We start from the raw sequence: 20,121 nt of genomic DNA on the forward strand, positions 1-20,121 counted from the left end.
GTCACTCCTCCGCGGCTTCGCGGGCCGCGGCTATCAGGTCGTCGGCCCCGCGGCCGGCGAGGTCGGCCGCGAACTCGGCGGCGGCGTTGGCGTGGTCGTCGACCGGGAGGTCGCGGCTCGCGGCCACCTCGTCCTCGCCGTCGCCGGAGAGCACGCGGGCGACCGTGTGCACGTACTCGCCCTGCAGTTTCGCGTGGACGCCGATCGGGGCGATGCACCCGCCGCCGAGCTCCGCCAGCACCGTTCGTTCGACGGTCGTCTCGACCCGGGTCCGCGGGTGATCGAGCGCCGAGCGGATCTCCTCGGTCGCGTCGCCGTCGGCGCGCGCGGTGACCGCGATGGCACCCTGTCCGGGCGCGGGGACGAACGTCGCGGGGTCGAGCCGCGCGTACTCGACGTGGTGCAAGAGGCCCGCGCGGCGGAGTCCCGCCTCCGCGAGGACGATGGCGTCGTACTCGACGTCGAGTTCGCGTTCGAGCGCGCGGCGTTCGATCTCGGCGAGGCCGTCGAACCACTCCTCGATCGACTGCTCGAAGTCCTCGGTCTCCCCGTCCGCCGCGGCTCCCTCGCTGTCTGCCGACTCCGAGGGGTTCTCGGCCCTCTCGTCGCGGTCGGCATCGACGCGGCGCTCGTGTTCGGCCTGCAGGTCGGGGGCCAGGAGCTTCTCGATCCGGGTGTCGACGTTGCCGCGGAGCGGTTCGACCGTCAGGTCCGGGCGCTCGGCGAGGAGCTGGGCCTTCCGGCGGAGCGACGAGGTGCCGACGACGGACCCCGACGGGAGGTCCGCCAGTTCGGTCCCGGTCGGGGTGAGAAGCAGGTCCGCCGCGGACGCGCGGTGGGGGACGCCGGCGACGACGAGGTCCGTCGGTCCCTCCGTAGGCATATCCTTCATCGAGTGGACCGCGGCGTCGACGTCGCCGTCGAGGACCTGCTCGTCGAGCGCGCGGACGAACGCGCCAGTCTTCCCGAGCCGGTGGATCAGTTCGTCCCTGATCTGATCGCCGCGCGTCTCGACCTCGACGAGTTCGACGTCGAACCGCCGGTCTTCGAGCGTCTCCCGAACGCTCGCCGCCTGCCGGAGCGCCAGATCCGAACTCCGGGTCGCCAATCGGAGTGTGCCGCGAGTAGTCATTGCCGTGACCTCGGCGGCCACGGGTGAAAAGGCCACCACTTCGGTCCCGGTGAGGTCCGACAAAGGCGACGGCCACGACCACCGAAACGCACTCACGCCCCCGCTCCATCGCTACCGACGTGTCCATCGCTGCCCGCGTCGCGGACGAGATCGGCGAGTTCCTCCACGTCGCCGTGCTCTGGTTCCTGCTCAACTCGGCGGCCGCGCCCGTGAACGTCGTCGTCTCCGCGCTCCCGTTTCCGCTGGAGCGGCGGCTCTGGCACGCCGCCGTCCTGTCGGCGGTCGGCGTCGGCGTCGTCCGGTACTACGACCCCTCCTGGGAACTGGTCCGGGGGTTCGTCGTCGGCGTCGCGACGACGGCGACGTTCGCGTCGCTGTACGTCTTTTCGGGGCTGAGTCGCGCCGTCGTCGAAGGCGGGTCCTGGCTCGCGGTCGCCGCAGTCGCCGGGTTCTGGGTCGTCGGGGTCGCCGTCGGCGTCGCGCTTGCGCATCCGCTGACCTGGCGGCGGTTACGGACGTCCGTCGCCGTCGAGTGACGAGCGAGGCCGGATCGGGGGGGTCGCTTAGGGCGTCCCGACCGCGACGTGCCGCTTGTACAGGTAGTACAGCGCGAGCACGATGCTGAGTGTGAAGGCGCTGAGGACCTCCGTCGCGAGGGCGGCCAACCCCCAGACGAGCGGGTCGGGCGACCACGACGCGTCCGACTCGGCGATCGCCCGCGCGTCGACGTACGTCGCGATCGGATACATCACCGAGAGCACGAGGCCCAGGAGCCCCACGATCGGGACGACGACGAAGGCCCCGAAGATGGTGACGATCCCTCCGGTGAGAAAGAGGTCGAAGAGGAACGCGCCGATAAACAGCACGGCGAGCAAGCCCCCGAGGGCGACGTAGAGCGGAATCGCGGCGATCCAGTACCACCAGCGCGAGTCGACGCTCGCGCGGGGAAGCAAGTCGCCGATCGGGTCGTCGAAGTCCCCGCCCTTCGTGTCGGTCTCGCCCGTCGCGGGACCGGTTCCCGCCGTCGGCGACGCAGCCGTCGCCGGACCGCCGGATTCCGGTTCTGTCGTCCCCGTTTCCGCGGTCTCCGAGCGGCTGGTCGAGGGGTCGAACTCCTCGGTCGGCACACCGGAGTCGTCGCTGCTCCCGTCGGGGCCTCCTCCGGGGTCGAGTGACTCCGGGTCGCCGTGGTCGGGAGATTCCGAGTCGTCGCGGTCCGAGGACTCCGAATCGCCGTCGTCGGCCGTCGAATCGTCGCGTGGAGGGCTGTCCATACCTCCTCGTTCGCCGCTATCGTACAAAAAATCGGGGGCGAGCGCGGACCGCGAGCCGCTGTGTCGCGGACGACGCTTACAACGCTTCCTTGTACGCTTCGAGCGTCTCCTCGACGTCCTCGTCGGTGTGGGCGTAGGAGACGAACTGCGACTCGAACTGGTTCGCGGTGAGGAAGATTCCCCGATCCTTCATCTCCTGCCAGAAGAGCCGCTCCCAGCGCTCCGTCTCGGCGTTCGCGACGTCGGCGCCGGTCTTCGGGCAGTGATCGTACCGCGCGCACGACTCGTCCTGTCTGCAACCGGCGTCGCAGACGTGGCGGTCACCGGCGTCGCCGTCGCCTCCGGCCGGGCCCTCGCGCGTGAAGACGGTCTTGAACATCGAGTCGGTGCCGACGACCGTGTAGGCGGGAGCCTGGTCGGCGACGATGTCGGAGATCCCCTCGCGGAGGCGCTCGCCGAGGCGGTTCACGTGCCCGTAGACGTCGTTCTCGGCGGCGTATTTGAGGTTCTCGTAGCCCGCCGCCATCGTCACCGGGTGCCCGGAGAAGGTGCCGGACTGGAAGACGTCGCCCGCGGGCGTGAACTCCTCGAGGATCTCCGCCTTCCCGCCGATCGCGCCGACCGGGAAGCCGCCGCCCACAATCTTGCCGAACGTCGTCACGTCGGGCGTGACGCCGAACTTGCCCTGCGCGCACTGGAGGCCGCCGACGCGGAAGCCCGTGATGACCTCGTCGAAGATCAACAGCGCGCCGTGGTTCTCGGTCAGCTCGCGGAGCCGCTCGTGGTAGCCGTCGACCGGCATCACGATCCCCGTGTTGGCGAGGATCGGTTCGGTGAGCACCGCCGCGATCTCGTCGCCGTGCTCCTCGAAGACGCGCTCGGCGGCCTCGACGTCGTTGAACGGCACGGGGATCGTGTGTTCGGCGAACGACGAGGGGATGCCGGGAGAACTCGGCTCCGCGTGCTCGTATTCCCCCTCGACGAGCGTCGACTCCTGCGCGCCGTGGTAGCCGCCCTGCATCACGACGATCTTGTCGCGGCCGGTGTAGCCGCGGGCGAGCCGGACCGCCGAGACGGTCGCCTCGGTCCCGGAGTTGACGAAGCGGGTCATCTCGACGGAGGGGACGTGACGGGCGACGAACTCCGCGAGTTCGACCTCGACCTCCGTCGGCGCGCCGTACATCGGCCCGTCGGCGGCGTGCGACTGCACCGCCGCCCGCACCGGTTCCGGCATATCGTGGCCGTACAGCAGCGGTCCGTAGCCCATCACGTAGTCGAGGTACCGGTTGCCGTCGGCGTCGACGACGTGCGCGCCGTCGCCCCGCTCGATGAAGAACGGGTACGGGCGCGTCGCCCGGACCGAGGAGTTGACGCCGCCGGGGATCACCGAGAGCGCTCTGTCGTACAGCGCCCGCGACTCGTCGTGTCTCATACGCGTTGCTTCGGCCGGGGCGTGCAAAATCCTTGTCGCTTCCGGGGACGAGGCGACGGCCGATCACTCGCCGCGGAGCCACGTCAGGGACGAGGCACCGGCGGCGTCCCCGGGTTCGTCATCGCCCGACACCGAGTCGTCCGGGCTCGCTCCGGGCGAGTCGGCATCGCCCGCGCGGTCGTCGAACCGATCGGCGAGGAGGAGCGCGAGCGAGTCGTTCAACGCGTGGATCGCGATGAGCGCGGGCAGCGATCGGAACCAGAGGTACAGGAGCGTCATCACGAGCGCCGGTTGTGCGATCCGGGCGATCGCGTCGCGGTCCCAGGTGTCGCCGGCGTGACCGACCACGAAGGCGGCGGCGGAGAGGCCGCCCGCCAGCGGGACGCTCCCGGTGAGCGAGAGCAGCCGTTCGAGCGCGTAGCCGTGGAAGGCGGTCTCCTCGGTCGCCCCGGCGGTGACCGCGACGAACAGGCGCTCGGGGGTCGAGAGCGACGTGAAGGAGCCGATCCCGGCCGCGAGGCTCTCGCCGCCGTCCCCCACGCGCGCCCAGAGCGGTGCCGTGAGAACGTGCGACCCGGTCAGGACGCCGAACCCGACGAGCACCTGTCCGAGGAGCGCCGACGGCGACGCGATCCGCCAGCCGATCGAGGAGAGGGAGTTGCCCTCGGCGGCGACGACGAGCAGTAACATCGCCGGGACGGCCCACTTCCAGGCGTGTTCGCGCAGGTCGACCGAACGTGGGCCGGCCCCGGCCGCGGGGCTCTCAATAGTATTGACGGCTCGGCGCGTCCGATCGAGGACCGCGAATCCGACGAGAGCGACGAGCAGTCCGACCGCGGTGACCGGCGTCAGCTGCACACCGCAACTGCGAGGACCGGCGGTCTTTGCTCTTTCTCTCCGCGGCGGCGTGGTGGAAGAAGAGTCGCACCGACCGGAAAGGGCGTCCTACACCGCGTCGGGACCGCTCTTGTCGGTGCGGATCTGCCGCGCCGATTCGACGGGGAGGACGAACACCTTGCCGTCGCCTTTCTCGCCCGTGCGGGCGGACTCGGCGATCGCGTCGACGACCTCCTGTGCGGGGATGTCGGCGACGACGCACTCGATCTTCACCTTCTGGTGGAGATCGACCGTGTACTCCTCCCCGCGCCACTGCCCCTTCTTCGCCGGCTGAGAGCCCCGCCCCGAGACGTTCGTCACCGTCAGCGACGGCGCCCCCGCCTCCGCGAGCCCCTGTTTGACGTCGGAGAGCTTGTCCGGGCGGATGTACGCCATCACCATCTTGATCTCCGCGTCGCTGCCGCCAGTCGATTCGTCGGTCGAGGTGGTATCGCTCATAATTCAGTCTCCGTGTCGTCATCGGTAGCAGTTTCGGCACGCGAGTCGCTGCGGGCGCGGATCGCCTCACCGTCCGAGCGGACCGTTCCGCCGTCCGGGCGGATCGTCCCGCCGTCGACGCGGGCGCCGGATTCGTCCGGGCGCCCGAACTCGGGGTAGGTGTCGACGCCGTGCTCGGAGGAGTCGAGGCCTTCGAGCTCGTGGTCGTGCGAGACGCGCGCCTGACCCGCGGCGCGGAACGCGCCGAAGACGAGCGCGGTCGCCGCGAACGTCCACAGGGAGATGACGGCGACGCCGACGACCTGCGGGATCGCCAGCGAGAGCAGCGACGCGTTGCCGTTCCAGAACGCCGTCGCGGCGAACGGGTACGCCAGCGCCCCGAGGACGCCCGCGGAGCCGTGCACCGGGAAGACAGCGCAGACGTCGTCGATCTTGAGGCGCTTCTCGACGAACTCGAAGACGATCGGGAGCTGCGCCCCGGCCAGCAGGCCGATGGCGATCGCGCCGGGCCAGACGATGACGTCGGTGACGGAGGTGACGCCGACGAGGCCGGCCAGCAGGCCGTTAGCCACGTAGAGCGTGTCGACCTTGCCGGTCTTGTAGGTCGCGACCGCCGCGGCACCGATCGCGCCGGCGGCCATCCCGAGCGTCGTCACGAGCGCGACGCGCCCGACGGTCGAGAAGGAGCCGAGGACGACCTCGCCGGACTCAGACAGCGCGAGCGGCGACGCCGAGGTCCCGACGTTGAAGCCGTACCAGCCGAACGCCAGGATGAGCGTCCCGAGGACGGCGAACGTCATCGAGTGGCCGGGGATGACGTTCACGCTGCCGTCGTCGTTGAAGCGGTTCATCCGCGGCCCGATGATCCACGCGGCGGTGAGGCCGGCGATGCCGCCCATCGCGTGGACGATCACGCCGCCCGCGAAGTCGTAGAACCCGAGGGCGTCGAGGAAGCCGCCGCCCCAGGTGAAGCCGGTGACGACCGGGTAGATGACCCCGGCGAGCAGGATCGTGTAACCCACGTACGCGCGGAGTTTCGCGCGGCCGGCGACGGCCCCGGAGACGATCGTCGCGGCTGTCATCGCGAACACCGCGCCGAAGAGCCAACTGACCCAGGCTCCGGCGGACCCGGCGTCTGGCGCGTAGAGGTCCGCGAACGCGCCGGCGATCGAGTAGGATCCGCCGCCGGTCGCGCCGCCGACGATCGTCGAGATCGCCGCGCCGACGAGGAAGAACACGATCACGCCGACGCTCCAGGTCAGCAGGTTCTTCGTCAACTGGTTCGCGACGTTCTTCGAGCGGACCTGCCCCGCTTCGAGCATCGCGAACCCGGCGTGCATGAAGAAGATCAGGAACGTGACCGTCAGGACCCACATCATGTTCACGCCCTCGACGACCGCGGACAGGTCGGACTGCAGCGCTGCGCTCAACATACGATACCCCTCGTGAGTGGTGCTCCGAATTGGCTTGGACGTTCGTACATCGTTTGGTGGTTTTAGGTTGGATTCGTTTTGCGAATCTCGATAGATTCTATTCACATAGAGTATTAAAACACTTATCGTTTATATTGTAAAATTTTTCTCGAATATTCACACGTCTGTCAAAATTACTATGGAATTAAAGGAATATAAGGACGTAACGTCGAAAGGAGACGGACAAATGTTGCCGAACTTCTCGACGAATATAGTATTGAATATCTGATAGGAAGCGGGAAAACGGTGGCGCGCAGCGACCGCGCGCGATCGGCCACGGGGGTTGGGGCCGGCGGCAAGCAGGGTAGCGAAGGAAGGAAACGCAGACGAAGAGAAGTCGATCCGTCGCGGACGAGAACCGCGGGAGTCAGTGCGGCCGAGTGAGTCAGCGAGGGCCTACACGGCGTCGGGGCCGGTCGTCGAGGTGCGGATCTGACAGGCCGACTCGACGGGGAGGACGAATATCTTCCCGTCGCCGGGTTCCCCGGTGTTGGCGCCGTCCTGAATCGCGTCGACGACCTCCTGGGCGGGGATGTCGGCGACGACGCACTCGATCTTCACCTTCTGGTGGAGATCGACCGTGTACTCCTCTCCGCGCCACTGTCCCTTCTTCGCCGGCTGAGAGCCCCGCCCCGAGACGTTCGTCACCGTCAGCGACGGCGCGCCCGCCTCCGCGAGTGACTGCTTCACGTCGCCGAGTTTGTCGGGACGGATGTACGCCATCACCATCTTGATCCCGGTGTCGTCTGCGGAGTCACTCATCGGCGCTCACCCCCGAACCGTCGGCAGAGGCGTCCCCAGGGGTCGCACCCCCGTCGGTACGGAGTTCGCCGCCGTCGGTGGCGACGGTGCTGTCGCGGCGTTCGTTCGGGATGAACTCGGGGTAGACCGAGACGCCGTGTTCGCCCTCGTCGAGCCCCTCGGACTCCTCTTCCTCGGTCACGCGGAGGCCGACGACCGCGTCGAGCACGTAGAGGACGATCGCGGACGCGACGACCGTCCACAGGGCGATGACGACGACGCCGACGACCTGCAGCGCGAACTGGTTGACCGCGAAGCCGCCGACCGCGAACACCGGGATCAGCGCCGTCCCGACCGCGCCGGCGACACCGTGGACGGCGAAGACGCCGCAGACGTCGTCGGTTTTCAGCGTGTCGACGGTGAAGCGGAACGCCGGGAGGACCAGGAAGCCGCCGAGACCGCCCAGGAGCGCGCCGCCCCACCAGGTGACGTGCGGGACCGCGCCCGTGACGGCCACGAGACCGGCCAGCAGGCCGTTCGCGGTCCAGAGCGGGTCCGGCTTACCCTGGTAGCGTGCGGAGGTGAGCATCGCCATCGCGCCGCCGGCGCTCATTCCGAGCGTCGTCACGAGCGCCACGCGACCGAGCGCCGCGCCCATGAACGTGAGCGACCCGTCGTCGCCGACGGCGAGGATCGTCGCCTGCGTGCCGACGTTGAAGCCGTACCAGCCGAACGCCAGGATGAACGTTCCCAGGACGGCGAGCAGCATCGAGTGGCCCGGGATGGGCTGGCTGTTACCGTTGGCGTCGTAGCGACCCTTGCGCGCCCCGACGAACTTGGCCGCGACGAGGCCCGCGATCCCGCCGCACATGTGGACGACGGTCGCCCCGGCGAAGTCGAGGTACCCCGCGCCGAGCGCGCTCCCGATGTAGCCGCTGGCCGAGAGGAGGCCGCCGCCCCACGTGAAGCCGACGACCACGGGGTAGATGATCGCCGTCATCACGACCGTGAACAGCACGTACGCGTCGAAGTTCATCCGCTCGGCGACGGCCCCGGAGACGATCGTCGCGGCCGTCATCGCGAAGACCGCACCGAAGAGCCAGCCGATCCACGCGTTCGGATCGCTGATGTGCGCGAACGCGCCGGAGATGCCGCCGCCGGAGGTGAGCCCCCCGACGACGCCGACGACGCCTGCGCCGACGACGAAGTAGATGATCGTCCCGAGGAACCAGTCACTCATGTTCTTCATCAGCACGTTCCCGACGTTCTTCGCGCGGACCTGCCCGGACTCCAGCAGCGCGAAGCCCGGCTGCATGAAGAAGATCAGGAACGTGACGACCAGGACCCAGACGTTGTTGATGCCGTTCGCGACGGCGGTCGGATCGACCTGTAGCGGGGTTACCATACTTTCACCTCTAACTTCGAACGTTCGTCCAGTGGTGCTCCAAATTCGCTGTGATTCGTGGTCTGTGTCACGAGATATTCTCAAGCAAAGGTAGTATATAAATTTTGGAGTTGAATATGTCTAAAATACCTATTCCTATCCAGACATTCGTATGATTTGGGTAATAATATAATGCGTATAAGGTCAAAGAGTGCGTAGATATCTATGTTATTACCCGTATTTGGTGGACGTACGTTCAGGCAAATCCTGCCAAACCGTCCGTTTCAGCGGGTGCGCGCTCGGGCGGCGACAACGTCGGGCGGGGCGGACATCCTCAGAGTCGGTCGGCGAGGTCCTCGGCGAAGTACGTGACGATCAGGTCCGCGCCCGCTCGCTTCATCGCGAGCAGCGACTCGTGGGCAGTCGCTTCGAGGTCGAGCCATCCCCTCTCCGCGGCGGCGTGCACCATCGCGTACTCGCCGGAGACGTTGTAGGCGGCCACCGGGTGGTCGAACGCCTCGCGGATCGAGCGCACGACGTCGAGATACGCGAGCGCGGGCTTGATCATCAGCACGTCCGCGCCCTGTTCGACGTCGAGGGAGACTTCGCGGAGCGCCTCCCGACCGTTCGCGGGGTCCATCTGGTAGTGACGCCGGTCGCCGAAGGCCGGAGCGCCGTCGGCCGCGTCGCGGAAGGGGCCGTAGAAGGCGCTCTCGTACTTCGCGGCGTAGGACATAATCGGGACCGACTCGTGGCCCGCCGCGTCGAGTCCGTCGCGGATCGCGCCCACCATCCCGTCGGTCATCGAACTCGGCGCGACCATATCCGCGCCCGCTTCGGCGTGGGAGACGGCCGTCCTCGCCAGCAGGTCGAGCGTCGGATCGTTCCGGACCGTGAGGGTGGGATCCGACTCGGCGTCGGCTTCGAGCACGCCGCAGTGGCCGTGGCTGGTGTACTCACAGAGGCAGACGTCGGTGATCACGTACGCGTCCGTCTCGGCGGTGATCCGCCGCACGGCCTCCTGGACGACGCCGTCCTCGGCCCACGCGCGCGTCCCGCGCTCATCCTTCGATTCGGGAATTCCGAACACCATCACCGCCTCGACGCCCGTTTCCCGGACTTCCTCGACGCGTGCGACCGCGTCGTCGACGGGCACGCGCTCCTGGTTCGGCATCGACTCGATCGGGGCGCGCTCGTCGGTGGTCGCGTCGACGAAAATCGGCGCGACGAGGTCCCGCGCGTCCAGTCGGGTCTCGCTGACGAGCGGTCTGATGCCGTCGCGTCGCAGCCGTCGCGGACGGTCGGTGAGGTTCATACGCCCCGCTTCGTCGCCGGCGGAAAAAATCGCATCGGACTGCGGGGACGACGACGCCTCGGACAGCGGGAACGACGACGCCTCGGACAGCGGGAACGACGACGCCTCGGACAGCGGGAACGACGACGCCGAGGACTTCGGCGACGAGACACATCTGTTCGGCCGCCGTCCGGAGCGAAATATGTTTGTGGCGCTCCCGGGTAGAGACGGACGATGCAGTCGCTCGCGGTCGCCCTCCAACTCGACGCGATGCCGCCCCGCCTACTGGCGCTCTTGGAGTCCGAGTGGGCCTACGTGGCGCTCTTCGGCGTTTTCGTCCTCGAAGGCGCGATGCTGATGTACTTCATGCCGAGCGAACTCATCGTTCCCGGGTCGCTCCTGCTGCTCGGCGGCGACGCCCTCGTTCCGGTCCTCGCGGTCGCCGTGCTCGGTGCCACGGTCGGGCAGTACGCGCTGTTCAAGGTGGCCCAGCGCGGCGGCCGGGAGTACCTCCTCGCGAAGTCGTGGTTCCGCATCGACGAGACGAAACTCGATCGGTTCGACGGCTGGTTCGAGCGGTGGGGGCCGATCGTCGTGCCCGTGAGCAACGCGTTGCTGTTCACCCGAGGGATGCTCACCGTCCCCGCCGGGTTCGCCGAGATGGACGACCGGCAGTTCCTCGCGCTGTCGGCGCTAGGCACGCTCGTCTTCGAGGTCGCGCTCGCGGGGCTGTACCTGTACGCCGGGACGCTGCTGTAGGAGGGAGTCGTGAACCGCGACGGGCGCGATGGCCCCTGGCTTCGTCCCGCGGAGTACTCGAACGCACCCGCAACACCGTCGGCGTGATGACCGTGAACAGTGGCGGCGGTCACGGTCGGCGTCACTCGACGGGGTCGCCGTGGGACTCCCGAAGTTCGACCTTGCGGATCTTGCCCGTGGAGGTCTCGGGGAGGTCGTCGACGAACTCGACGACGGTCGGGCACTTGAAGTGCGCGAGGTTGTCGCGGGCGAACTCGATGACCCCCTCCTCGGTGAGGTCGGCACCGCCGGCCGGCACGACGATTGCTTTGGGCGTCTCGCCCCACTTCTCGTGGGGGACGCCGATCACGGCGACGCGCTCGATGTCGGGGTGGTCGTAGAGGGCGTCCTCGACCTCGACGCTGGAGATGTTCTCGCCGCCGCTGATGATGACGTCCTTCTTGCGGTCCTTGATCGCGACCATCCCGCGGTCGTCGATAGTGGCGAAGTCGCCGGTGTGGAACCACCCGTCGACCCGGCCGGTGAAGGCCTCCTGAGTCCGTTCGGGCTTGTTCCAGTAGCGGTCCATAACCTGGTTGCCGCGGACGACGATCTCGCCCATCGTCTCGTCGTCGGGGGGGACGTCCTCGCCGTCCTCGTCGACGACTCGCAGTTCGGTCCCGAGCATCGCGTGGCCCTGGCGGGTCTTGATCGCGAAGCGACCCTCGCTCTCGATCCGGCGCGGCGAGTTGCTCGTCGTGATCAGCGGGCCGGTCTCGGTCAGCCCGTAGACGTGCAAGATGTTCCAGCCGAGTTCGTCCTCGACGGTCCGAATGGTGGATTCGGGCGGCGGGCTGGCCGCGGTCGCGATCCTGACCGGCTTGTCACCGGTCGCCGCGACGTCGTGTGTCTGGTAGTGGTCGATCATCTGATCGAGGACCGTCGGCGCGCCGCAGAGGTAGGTCACGTCGTGGGCGTGGATGCGCTCGAAGGCGCCCTGGGTGTCGAAGTGGCGCTGACAGACGTGCGTCCCGCCGACGCCGGTGATGACGTAGGGATAGCCCCACCCGTTGACGTGGAACATCGGGAGCGTCCAGAGATAGGCGTCGTCGTCGCTGACCTCGGTGTGGTGGGTGGTGATCAGCGCGTGCCAGTGTTCGGTGCGGTGGGTGCGGACCACGCCCTTCGGGTCGCCGGTCGTCCCGCTCGTGTAGTTGATCGTCGCGGGGTCGTCCTCGGAGATGTCGGGGCGCTCGACCGCGCCGGGGTCGGCTCCGTCCAGGAGCGCCTCGTAGTCGTGCCAGTCGCCGTCGACGCGGTCGGCCGGGTTGGCGACGAACGTCGCGGCGGGGACCCTGTCGCGGATCGCCTCGACCTTCTCGGCGTACTCGTGGTCGGCGACGACCGCCCGGGCCTCGCAGTCGTCGAGGATGTACTCGTAGTCCTCGGCGATGAGCCGGTAGTTGAGCGGGACCGAGACGGCCCCGAGGACGTTGATCGCGAACAGCGTCTCCAGAAACCAGTGCGTGTTCGGCGAGAGCAGCGCCACGCGGTCACCCTCCTCGATGCCGAGATCCGAGAGCGCCGCCGCTGCGCGGTCGACTCGCTCGCCGAACTCGGCGTAGGTGTACTCGGTGCCGTCGTGGGCGACCACGCCGACGGCGTCGCCGTAGACGTCGACTCCCCTGTCGAGGAAGTCGAGCGTCGTCATCGGTCGATTCACAGTGTACCAACGCGCCACTGTGAAACGTAAAGTTCTTTCTCAACGGCGGGGTCGAACTCCTGTCTCTCGATTGCGACAACCAGAATCAGATTCTGACACTTACGCGACCAAACTATTAATATCAATAGTTGACTCTCCACAGGGGATGTCCACAGCTCATCTCATCGCGGTCGGCTCCTCTCCGCTGGGCAAGACGGACCTGCCCGGCCGCGACTTGTTCTCGAAGGCACTGGCCGAGGCGTTCGAGGAGTTGCCCGATCCGGCCGACGTCGTCGACGGGCTCTACGTCGGCGCCCAGTCCGAACGGTACGAGAATCAGATTATGCAGGGGACGCTCATGGCCGAATGGGCCGGCCTTCGGAACGTCCCCGCAGAGCGCGTCGAGGCGTGTGCGGCCGCCGGTGCGCTCGCGCTCAAGAACGCAGTCCGGGACGTTCGGGCGGGCGTCCACGACGCGGTGCTGGCCTGTGGCGTCGAGAAGATGACCGCCGGCGGGACCGAAGGGGCCACGAACGCGCTCGGTGCCGCGTTCGAGCGGGCCTTAGAGCAACGGTCCGGGATCACCGCGCCCGCCACGTACGCCCTGCTCGCGCGGCGATACCTCCACGAGACCGAGGCAACGGAACGGGACCTGGCCAGGATCGCCGTGAAGAACCACCGGAACGCGGCGGACAACCCACGGGCGATGTTCCAGCAAGCAGTCGATATCGAGACTGTCATGGACGCTCCCGGCGTCGCTCCGCCACTGAAACTGTACGACTGTGCGCCGGTTACCGACGGTGCCGCGGCCGTCGTCGTCGCGAACGACGAGGTGGCGGCCGACCTGCAGGACCGTGACGACGCGGTCCGCGTGGCCGGCGTCGGCTCGGCGGCCAACAACCTCGCCGTCGCGGAGCGCGACCTGACGTTCGTCGAGGGGGCGAACGTCGCCGCCTCGACCGCCTACGAGGACGCCGGCGTGGGCGCGGCGGACATCGACGTCGCGGAGGTCCACGACGCCTTCACCGTCTGCGAGGCGCTGCTGGCCGAGGCCGCCGAGTTCGCTCCCAAGGGTCGCGGAATCGAGACCGTCGAGGATCCCGGGGACCGATCGGCGGGCTGGACTGACGTCCAGATCAACACCAGCGGCGGGCTGAAGGCCCGCGGGCACCCGATCGGGGCGACCGGGCTGTTGCAGGCGGTCGAGGCCTACGAACAGCTCACCGGACGGGCCGGGGACCGGCAGGTGGCCGACGCCGACACCGCGCTGCTCATCAACGAAGGCGGCGTCGCGGACGCCCACACGGTGGCCACCGTCCTGACGGCAAATGACGGAGGAGCGTGATTCACGATGACAGACACCGATTCCACGACGACGGGACCGCTCGTACCGGACGACATCACCGCCGACTCGCCCTTTACGCTCCCGGGCTTCTTCGACGCGTTAGCCGAGGGCCGGTTGATAGCCGCCCACTGTACGGAGTGCGAGACACAGATGCTGCCGCCTCGCCCCGCCTGTTACGGCTGTGGCAGCCGGGCCGTCACCCTGTCGGAACAGCCCCGGACCGGCGAGGTGGTCTCGTACACGTCGGTCAACCGACCCCCGTCCGCGTTCGACCACTTGGCGCCGATCACCGTCGCGGTGGTCGAACTCGACTCCTCGGCTCGGCTCACGGGTCGAGTCGACGCGCCGCTCGAGGACGTCGCCATCGGAGACCGCGTCGAGCTCCGAGTCTGTGATCCCGAGACAGTCGATATCGATCCGGACTTCGATCTGTCCTACGAGGAGGAGTGGCCGATCCACGTCTTCGAGCTGCTGTAAACGGATACACACTGACGGGATCCTGTTACGGTGAACGGCCCACCGTGCACTGCGTCGGGTGCGCCGGCTCAAGGTCTCCCGTTCGTCGGCGTGAACTGCTCGGTCGTCGATCTGCTTGTCGAAAGCGAGGGCAAGAGCCGACCGCGGGAGGCCCGCAGGCGGATGCTATCGCGAACGCGCGCCCGCCTCGTCCCCGGAGGACTTTTCGACCTACGTCGCGTTCGGATGGGACGTGAGCGACTTCGACGAGGAAGCGGAGCGGGAGCGACTGCGCGAAAAGTACGAGAAGGACGAGGAGCGGCGCAAGGAGACCCAGCAGATGAGCGAACTCCTGCTGAAGGGCGCGACGATGACCAATCAGCACTGCGGCGAGTGCGGGTCGCCGATATTCCGCTACCAGGGCCAGGAGTTCTGCCCGAGCTGCCAGCGCGTCACCGGCGGGGAGGCGGCGTCGGGCGGCGAGACCGCCGAATCGTCGCCGGAATCACCTCCGCCGTCGGAGGCTGGCGCCGCCGGCCGGTCGGAATCGAACGGCGCGGTCGAGCGGGAGTCGACGGCGGCCGGTTCGGCCGAGACCGACGACCGGGAGAGCGGCAGAAGCGTCGCCCCCGGACCGGAGCCGGATTCGGAACCAGAGCCGAACGCGGCGGCAGCCGGGGAGGCGGGCGTCAGCCCGAAACCGGAGGCGACGAGCGGTCGATCGGCCGACAGCGGTGGAACGCCGGGTGGTCACCCGACCGACAGCGGTGGAGCGCCGCGCAGTCCGTCGGCCGACGTCGGGAAGACGCCGAGCGCCGCGGACGAGGAGTCGGCGGCGAGCGAACAGACGGCACGGGACGCGCTGCTGCGGGCGCTGACGCGTCACGCGCAGTTGGCGGAGCGGACGGACGACCCGCGACAGGCGAAGGCGCATCTGGCGGCCGCGAGAGAAGCCGCCGAAGCGCTCGACGAACTCGAATAGCGGGATAACACCGATTCAGGCGGCGAGCGCCCCGGCCAGCTTGAGTCGGACGTACCCCAGATAGGGGATCCGGATCCGGGCGGTCCCGCGGATCCACTCGGGCCGGACCGGCCCCGCGATGTTGCTCGCCTGGTCGTACCGCGCGTTCGCGTCGCCCTTCGTGATGAATCCGTCGTGCGGGGCGGGGCAGTTCGAGAGCTGGCTGCAGTCGTTCGCGTTCATATAGTCTGTGTTCGCCCGGTCGTACCAGTTCTCGCCCTCCTCGACGTGGAAGTGCGCCCGGTGGATGATCGGCGAGCCGGCGCGGCTGGGCGGATCGTAGATCACCACCGAGCCGTTGCCGCCGAAGCTCCGATAGCCCTCCTCGCTCCCGATGTCGACGGTCACGACGCCCGTGTCGCCGTAGGCGTAGTCGGGCGTGAACCGCTGGGGCTCGGTCACGAAGATCAGGTCGCCGCGGGACATCTCCGGCTCCATACTGCCGCTCTCGACGGCGACCATCGGCGGCCAGACGCCGCTGATGGCGAAGAGCAGGAGGCCGACGGCGACGACGGCCAGCGCGCTGTAGAGCGTCTCGCGGATGAACAGAAGCGGTCCGCTCCGCGCGGTCCGGAAGCGCGTCAGGAAACTCGCGTCGCGGTCGGCGGCCCGCGTTCCGGGCTGCGGCCGGGGACGTCGATCGGAGGGTCGGCGATCGCGGGCGGCGGTCGCCTCGTCACTGGAGTCGTCGGGACGGCTTCTCGGTCCCGACCCGTCCCGCTCGGGCCCGTCGCGGGTCGCGTCCGAGACCGTGCCGGTCGCAGTCTCCGACCCGTCCGGCGACGCCCCGTCATCGCGCGGGGAGGCCTCCCGGCGACCAGGCGTGTTCCGCTCTCCCTCTTCGTCCGTCATCTACCCGGGTTTCTTCGCCGCCGCGTTTCAACCTTCTGGGCCGCATCGGTCCCGGCCGCGGGTCGCGGACGCGTTCAGTACGTTTTTCTTCCGCTACCCCGTTCGGTCGGTGTGCCTCTGGAGACGCCGGTTCGCATCGTTCGGGAACTCACGGAGCGAGGATACAACGCCGAGCAGGCGGCCGTGACGCTCATCGCGAGCGCCGAGCGACCGGGGCAAGCGCTCGAACAGGTGGTCGAGCACGTCGACGACACCACGCTCCGGATCACCGCCGGAGACGTCCGCGCTGCACTCGACGGGTCGCGTGCGTCGACGAGCGACGGGGACGCAGTGACGGCCGACGGCGACGCTCCAGATCAGCTCAGCGGCGATACGGAGAACGCGACGAAGAACGAGATCCAGAACTCGACCGGCGGCGACACGCCGAACGCGACCGGCAGCCTCGAGACCGGGGCGTCTTCCACCGACGCCAGCGAGGGCGCGCCGGACTCCACAGACCCCTCCGCTTCGACTGGAGAATCCGACTCTAACCGGGTCACTACGGCAGATAATACGGAAGAAGATTCTGCAAGGGAAGCAGGGGATTCGGCCCCGGAAGCCGAGGGAGACGCTTCGGCAGCGAACGCCACAGACGCGGACGACATCCAGCGCTCTCAGGCCGTCGGACGCGGTCGGGGGGACGGCGCGCAGGGTCGATCCGACGCCGAGCGCGACCGGGGAGACGGCGACCGCCGTCGGTCCGCTGGGGACGCGCCCGCGTCGCGGACGGTCGACCCGTCGCTCCGCTCGCTGGAGGTCGCCGGCGACGTGACCGGGCAGAGCACCGGCACGGGCGAGTACGGCGACTTCGTGAAGGTGTTCAGAGACCGCTACGAGAAGCTCTCCAAACAGCTTCGGGGCCGCGTGAACCACCGCCCGGCGACCGCCATCCAGTCGATGAGCGGGGGGAACGACGCGGCGATGATCGGCCTCGTGAACGACATCAGGTCGACGAAGAGCGGCCACTGGCTGGTCGAGTTGGAGGACACGACGGGGACGTTCCCCTGTCTGGTGATGAAGGACCGCGGGTTCGCCGAGCTCGTCGACGAGTTGCTGCTCGACGAGTGCATCGCCGTCGAAGGGACGCTCTCGGACGACGCGGGGATAATGTTCGTCGACTCGATGCACTTCCCGGACGTGCCGCGGACGTACTCGCCGAACACCGCGGACAGACACGTGCAGGCGGCGCTCGTCTCCGACGTCCACGTCGGCAGCCAGGAGTTCGAGGCCGACGCCTGGACCCGGTTCGCCGACTGGCTCCACACCGAGGAGGCCGAGCGGGTGGAGTACCTGCTCATCGCGGGCGATATGGTCGAGGGCGTCGGCGTCTACCCCGACCAGGACGAGGAACTCGACATCGTCGACATCTACGAGCAGTACGAGGCGTTCTCCGAGCACCTCAAGGACGTGCCCGGCGATATGGAGATTCTGATGATCCCGGGCAACCACGACGCGGTCCGCCTCGCGGAGCCGCAACCGGGGTTCGACGAGAACCTCAGAGAGATCATGTCGGCGCACGACGCCCGCATCACGGGCAACCCGTCGCTCGTGACGGTCGAGGGCGTGAAGATCCTGATGTACCACGGCGTCTCCCTCGACGAGGTCATCGCCGAATTGCCCGAGGGGAAGGCCAGTTACGACGACCCGCACAAGGCGATGTACCAGCTCCTGAAGAAGCGCCACGTCGCCCCGCAGTTCGGCGGGAAGACGCGCCTCGCACCCGAGGAGAAGGACTACCTCGTGATGGAAGAGGTGCCGGACGTGTTCCACACCGGCCACGTCCACAAACTCGGCTGGGGAAAGTACCACGACGTGCTCGCGGTCAACTCGGGCTGCTGGCAGGCCCAGACCGACTTCCAGAAGTCCGTCAACATCGATCCCGACGTCGGCTACGCGCCGATCCTCGACCTCGACACGCTCGATATGACCGTCCGGAAATTCGTGTAACGGAGAGATCAGGAGACCGGTGAGCCGCCGCTCCGGAAGCGCCGCGGCCGGCCGTCAGTCGTTCGCGGAGAGAGCGTCGCGCCGCTCGGTCACCGCTCGGGATGGAACCGGTACCGGGTCGTTCCCGCGCCGTCGAAGCGCGGCCCCGGGCCGACGGCCTCGAACCCGGCGGCCTGCGCGGCCGCCTCCGCGTCGGCGTCCGAAGTCGGAACGACGAACGAGACGTCGAACCCCTCGTTGACGGCGAACCGAACCGGTTCCGCGAGGAGATGTTCGGCCACCTCGGCGTCGCCCGCCAGTTGTGTCACGTGAACCGTTCCCTCCCGCACGTCGAACGCGACGAAGCCGAGTACGGACTCGTCGGCCGCGCCGGCGGCGTCGTCCGCCTCGGGTTCGACGTCCGCGTTCGGTCCCGGGTCCGACGGCGGTTCGACCGCGATCCGCACCGTCCGGTCGTGCACGACGTTCCGCAGCGCGTCCGCGGGGAGGTCGACGATCGCTCCGATCGTCTCGGCGTCCGCCTCAACGGCGTCGCGGACGTCTACGTCCATACGACCACGTTCGGGCGCGGGGAGGTTAAACTGACGCCGGACCTCCCTCGGCGGTCGCGATCCGGACGAAACCCGGGGCAAGTGCAGCCAGTGCGGTGATTCGGCAACGGTTGGGCCGGGAGACAAGATTTTACACTCCCCCCGGCAATCATCGGCTATGTCAGAGCACCACTCGCAGTTCTGTCTCGTTTGTCGACAGGAGGGTCGATCGTGCGCGTAGTCGCGAAGTTCGGCGGAACGTCGCTTGGCAGCGGCGATCGGATCAACCGCGCCGCCGACTCCATCGCCGCGGCCGTCGAGGAGGGCCACGAGATCGCCGTCGTCGCGAGCGCGATGGGGAACACGACCGACGAACTCCTCGAAGAGATCGAGTTCGAGGCCGAGGACCGCGACCGCGCGGAGATCGTCTCGATGGGCGAACGGACGAGCGTCCGGATGCTCAAGGCCGCACTCGCCGCGCGCGGCGTGAACGCGATGTTCGTCGAACCGGGCGGGGATGACTGGCCGGTCATCGCGAACGACCTCGGCGAGGTCGACGTCGAGGAGACGAAACGCCGCGCGGCGGCCCTGGCCGCCGATCTCGACGGCGTCGTTCCGGTGATCACCGGGTTCCTCGCGCAGAACCACGACGGGGAGATCACGACCCTCGGCCGCGGCGGATCGGACACGACGGCCGTGATGCTCGGCCGGTATATGAACGCCGACGAGGTCGTCATCGTCACCGACGTCGAAGGCGTGATGACGGGCGATCCGCGCGTCGTCGAGGGCGCGCGCAACGTCGGTCGGATCACCGTCGACGAACTCCGAAACCTCTCGTTCCGCGGCGCGGAGGTGGTCGCGCCCTCGGCGCTGTCCTACAAGGACGACGACCTCGACGTGCGCGTCGTCCACTACCAGCACGGGGACCTGCTAACCGGCGGGACCCTCATCGAGGGCGAGTTCGAGAACCTCATCGATATGCAGGAGGACTCGCTGGCGTGCATCACGGTAGCCGGGCGATCGATCCGGAACAGCCCCGGCATTCTCGCGGACCTCTCACAGGCGCTGCGCGAGGCGGGCATCAACATCGACGCCGTCGCCTCCGGGATGGACTCGGTGACGTTCTACGTGAACGAGGACCGCGCCGAGGAGGCCGAGAACCTGCTGCACGAGAAAGTCGTCGACGACCAGACGCTCTCCTCGGTCACCGTCGACGACGACGTCGCGGTCATCCGCGTCACCGGCGGCGAACTGCCGAACCGTCCCGGCGTCATCCTCGACATCGTCCAGCCGATCTCGGAAGCCGGAATCAACATCCACGACGTCATCACCTCCGCGACCTCCGTGGCCATCTTCGTCGCGTGGGACGACCGCGAGGAGACGCTCAGGATCGTTCAGAACGAGTTCTGAGCGGCCTTTGAGGGGCG

Annotated in this window: 19 protein-coding genes; 7 read left to right on the forward strand and 12 right to left on the reverse strand. The window is 68.3% G+C overall.

Translation table 11 applies throughout. The features are described from left to right. Window position 1 precedes the first annotated feature (1 nt). Window positions 2-1,132: a hydroxymethylbilane synthase gene (gene hemC, locus NO360_RS07135; protein WP_256306929.1), complete on the reverse strand. Its 1,131-nt coding sequence runs from the start codon at window positions 1,130-1,132 to the stop codon at window positions 2-4. Between the two features lie 119 nt (window positions 1,133-1,251). Between hemC and NO360_RS07140 the strand changes: the two genes are divergently transcribed. Further along, window positions 1,252-1,668: a hypothetical protein gene (locus tag NO360_RS07140; protein ID WP_256306930.1), complete on the forward strand. Its 417-nt coding sequence runs from the start codon at window positions 1,252-1,254 to the stop codon at window positions 1,666-1,668. 27 nt (window positions 1,669-1,695) lie between these two features. Here the strand turns inward: NO360_RS07140 and NO360_RS07145 are convergent, their stop codons facing one another. From NO360_RS07145 to hemB, 8 genes are all read right to left on the reverse strand, one after another. Further along, the gene (locus tag NO360_RS07145; RefSeq protein ID WP_256306931.1) at window positions 1,696-2,406 is read right to left on the reverse strand and encodes a hypothetical protein; all 711 of its coding nucleotides are present in this window, start codon (window positions 2,404-2,406) and stop codon (window positions 1,696-1,698) included. 76 nt (window positions 2,407-2,482) lie between these two features. Further along, window positions 2,483-3,838 carry a glutamate-1-semialdehyde 2,1-aminomutase gene (gene hemL, locus NO360_RS07150; RefSeq protein WP_256306932.1) on the reverse strand — a complete coding sequence of 452 codons (1,356 nt, stop codon included), beginning with the start codon at window positions 3,836-3,838 and terminating at the stop codon, window positions 2,483-2,485. Window positions 3,839-3,901: 63 nt separating this feature from the next. After that, window positions 3,902-4,696, reverse strand: a complete 795-nt coding sequence (locus NO360_RS07155) for a CPBP family glutamic-type intramembrane protease (RefSeq protein ID WP_256306933.1) — start codon at window positions 4,694-4,696, stop codon at window positions 3,902-3,904. Between the two features lie 87 nt (window positions 4,697-4,783). Further along, window positions 4,784-5,173 carry a nitrogen regulatory protein GlnK1 gene (glnK1, locus tag NO360_RS07160; protein ID WP_256306934.1) on the reverse strand — a complete coding sequence of 130 codons (390 nt, stop codon included), beginning with the start codon at window positions 5,171-5,173 and terminating at the stop codon, window positions 4,784-4,786. Next, window positions 5,170-6,606 carry an ammonium transporter gene (locus NO360_RS07165; protein ID WP_390281853.1) on the reverse strand — a complete coding sequence of 479 codons (1,437 nt, stop codon included), beginning with the start codon at window positions 6,604-6,606 and terminating at the stop codon, window positions 5,170-5,172. Before NO360_RS07165 ends, glnK1 (NO360_RS07160) begins: the two co-directional genes overlap by 4 nt. A gap of 435 nt (window positions 6,607-7,041) precedes the next feature. After that, entirely contained in the window at window positions 7,042-7,407 is a 366-nt protein-coding gene (gene glnK1 / locus NO360_RS07170) for a nitrogen regulatory protein GlnK1 (RefSeq protein WP_256306935.1), read from the reverse strand. Next, the gene (locus NO360_RS07175) at window positions 7,400-8,791 is read right to left on the reverse strand and encodes an ammonium transporter (protein WP_256306936.1); all 1,392 of its coding nucleotides are present in this window, start codon (window positions 8,789-8,791) and stop codon (window positions 7,400-7,402) included. Before NO360_RS07175 ends, glnK1 (NO360_RS07170) begins: the two co-directional genes overlap by 8 nt. Window positions 8,792-9,104: 313 nt before the next feature. Beyond that, complete coding sequence (gene hemB / locus NO360_RS07180) at window positions 9,105-10,085, reverse strand: porphobilinogen synthase (RefSeq protein ID WP_256306937.1); 981 nt, start codon at window positions 10,083-10,085, stop codon at window positions 9,105-9,107. Between the two features lie 213 nt (window positions 10,086-10,298). Between hemB and NO360_RS07185 the strand changes: the two genes are divergently transcribed. After that, window positions 10,299-10,823 (forward strand): DedA family protein, encoded by a 525-nt coding sequence (locus NO360_RS07185; protein WP_256306939.1) that lies wholly within the window; start codon window positions 10,299-10,301, stop codon window positions 10,821-10,823. 121 nt (window positions 10,824-10,944) lie between these two features. On the opposite strand, the gene NO360_RS07190 is transcribed toward NO360_RS07185, so the two are convergent. After that, window positions 10,945-12,525, reverse strand: coding sequence for a long-chain-fatty-acid--CoA ligase (locus NO360_RS07190; RefSeq protein ID WP_256306941.1), 1,581 nt, complete (start codon window positions 12,523-12,525; stop codon window positions 10,945-10,947). 145 nt (window positions 12,526-12,670) lie between these two features. On the opposite strand from NO360_RS07190, the gene NO360_RS07195 reads away from it, so the two are divergent. The 3 genes from NO360_RS07195 to NO360_RS07205 all read left to right on the forward strand — a co-directional run bounded on the left by NO360_RS07195 (window position 12,671) and on the right by NO360_RS07205 (window position 15,287). Further along, a complete protein-coding gene (locus NO360_RS07195; protein WP_256306942.1) occupies window positions 12,671-13,849 on the forward strand; it encodes a thiolase C-terminal domain-containing protein in 1,179 nt (392 codons plus the stop codon). A gap of 6 nt (window positions 13,850-13,855) precedes the next feature. Then, the gene (locus NO360_RS07200) at window positions 13,856-14,326 is read left to right on the forward strand and encodes a Zn-ribbon domain-containing OB-fold protein (RefSeq protein WP_256306944.1); all 471 of its coding nucleotides are present in this window, start codon (window positions 13,856-13,858) and stop codon (window positions 14,324-14,326) included. Between the two features lie 232 nt (window positions 14,327-14,558). Beyond that, window positions 14,559-15,287, forward strand: a complete 729-nt coding sequence (locus NO360_RS07205) for an Sjogren's syndrome/scleroderma autoantigen 1 family protein (protein WP_256306946.1) — start codon at window positions 14,559-14,561, stop codon at window positions 15,285-15,287. Window positions 15,288-15,302: 15 nt separating this feature from the next. Here the strand turns inward: NO360_RS07205 and NO360_RS07210 are convergent, their stop codons facing one another. Further along, window positions 15,303-16,178 carry a S26 family signal peptidase gene (locus tag NO360_RS07210; RefSeq protein ID WP_256306947.1) on the reverse strand — a complete coding sequence of 292 codons (876 nt, stop codon included), beginning with the start codon at window positions 16,176-16,178 and terminating at the stop codon, window positions 15,303-15,305. 111 nt (window positions 16,179-16,289) lie between these two features. On the opposite strand from NO360_RS07210, the gene NO360_RS07215 reads away from it, so the two are divergent. Then, window positions 16,290-18,164, forward strand: a complete 1,875-nt coding sequence (locus tag NO360_RS07215; RefSeq protein WP_256306948.1) for a DNA-directed DNA polymerase II small subunit — start codon at window positions 16,290-16,292, stop codon at window positions 18,162-18,164. 89 nt (window positions 18,165-18,253) lie between these two features. Here the strand turns inward: NO360_RS07215 and NO360_RS07220 are convergent, their stop codons facing one another. Continuing rightward, on the reverse strand, window positions 18,254-18,715 hold the full coding sequence (locus NO360_RS07220; RefSeq protein WP_256306950.1) for a hypothetical protein: 462 nt from the start codon (window positions 18,713-18,715) through the stop codon (window positions 18,254-18,256). 210 nt (window positions 18,716-18,925) lie between these two features. On the opposite strand from NO360_RS07220, the gene NO360_RS07225 reads away from it, so the two are divergent. Then, window positions 18,926-20,104 (forward strand): aspartate kinase, encoded by a 1,179-nt coding sequence (locus tag NO360_RS07225; RefSeq protein WP_256306951.1) that lies wholly within the window; start codon window positions 18,926-18,928, stop codon window positions 20,102-20,104. Window positions 20,105-20,121: the final 17 nt, after the last annotated feature.

The sequence above is a fragment of the Halobellus litoreus genome (assembly GCF_024464595.1).
Taxonomy (GTDB): Archaea; Halobacteriota; Halobacteria; order Halobacteriales; family Haloferacaceae; genus Haloquadratum; species Haloquadratum litoreum.

Excerpts from the sequence above, each read along its gene's own strand:
- hemC (WP_256306929.1), bottom strand. The coding sequence starts at position 1,132 with ATGACTACTCGCGGCACACTCCGATTGGCGACCCGGAGTTCGGATCTG.
- NO360_RS07145 (WP_256306931.1), bottom strand. The coding sequence starts at position 2,406 with ATGGACAGCCCTCCACGCGACGATTCGACGGCCGACGACGGCGATTCG.
- hemL (WP_256306932.1), bottom strand. The coding sequence starts at position 3,838 with ATGAGACACGACGAGTCGCGGGCGCTGTACGACAGAGCGCTCTCGGTG.
- glnK1 (WP_256306934.1), bottom strand. The coding sequence starts at position 5,173 with ATGAGCGATACCACCTCGACCGACGAATCGACTGGCGGCAGCGACGCG.
- NO360_RS07165 (WP_390281853.1), bottom strand. The coding sequence starts at position 6,606 with ATGTTGAGCGCAGCGCTGCAGTCCGACCTGTCCGCGGTCGTCGAGGGC.
- glnK1 (WP_256306935.1), bottom strand. The coding sequence starts at position 7,407 with ATGAGTGACTCCGCAGACGACACCGGGATCAAGATGGTGATGGCGTAC.
- NO360_RS07175 (WP_256306936.1), bottom strand. The coding sequence starts at position 8,791 with ATGGTAACCCCGCTACAGGTCGATCCGACCGCCGTCGCGAACGGCATC.
- hemB (WP_256306937.1), bottom strand. The coding sequence starts at position 10,085 with ATGAACCTCACCGACCGTCCGCGACGGCTGCGACGCGACGGCATCAGA.
- NO360_RS07185 (WP_256306939.1), top strand. The coding sequence starts at position 10,299 with ATGCAGTCGCTCGCGGTCGCCCTCCAACTCGACGCGATGCCGCCCCGC.
- NO360_RS07195 (WP_256306942.1), top strand. The coding sequence starts at position 12,671 with ATGTCCACAGCTCATCTCATCGCGGTCGGCTCCTCTCCGCTGGGCAAG.
- NO360_RS07200 (WP_256306944.1), top strand. The coding sequence starts at position 13,856 with ATGACAGACACCGATTCCACGACGACGGGACCGCTCGTACCGGACGAC.
- NO360_RS07210 (WP_256306947.1), bottom strand. The coding sequence starts at position 16,178 with ATGACGGACGAAGAGGGAGAGCGGAACACGCCTGGTCGCCGGGAGGCC.
- NO360_RS07220 (WP_256306950.1), bottom strand. The coding sequence starts at position 18,715 with ATGGACGTAGACGTCCGCGACGCCGTTGAGGCGGACGCCGAGACGATC.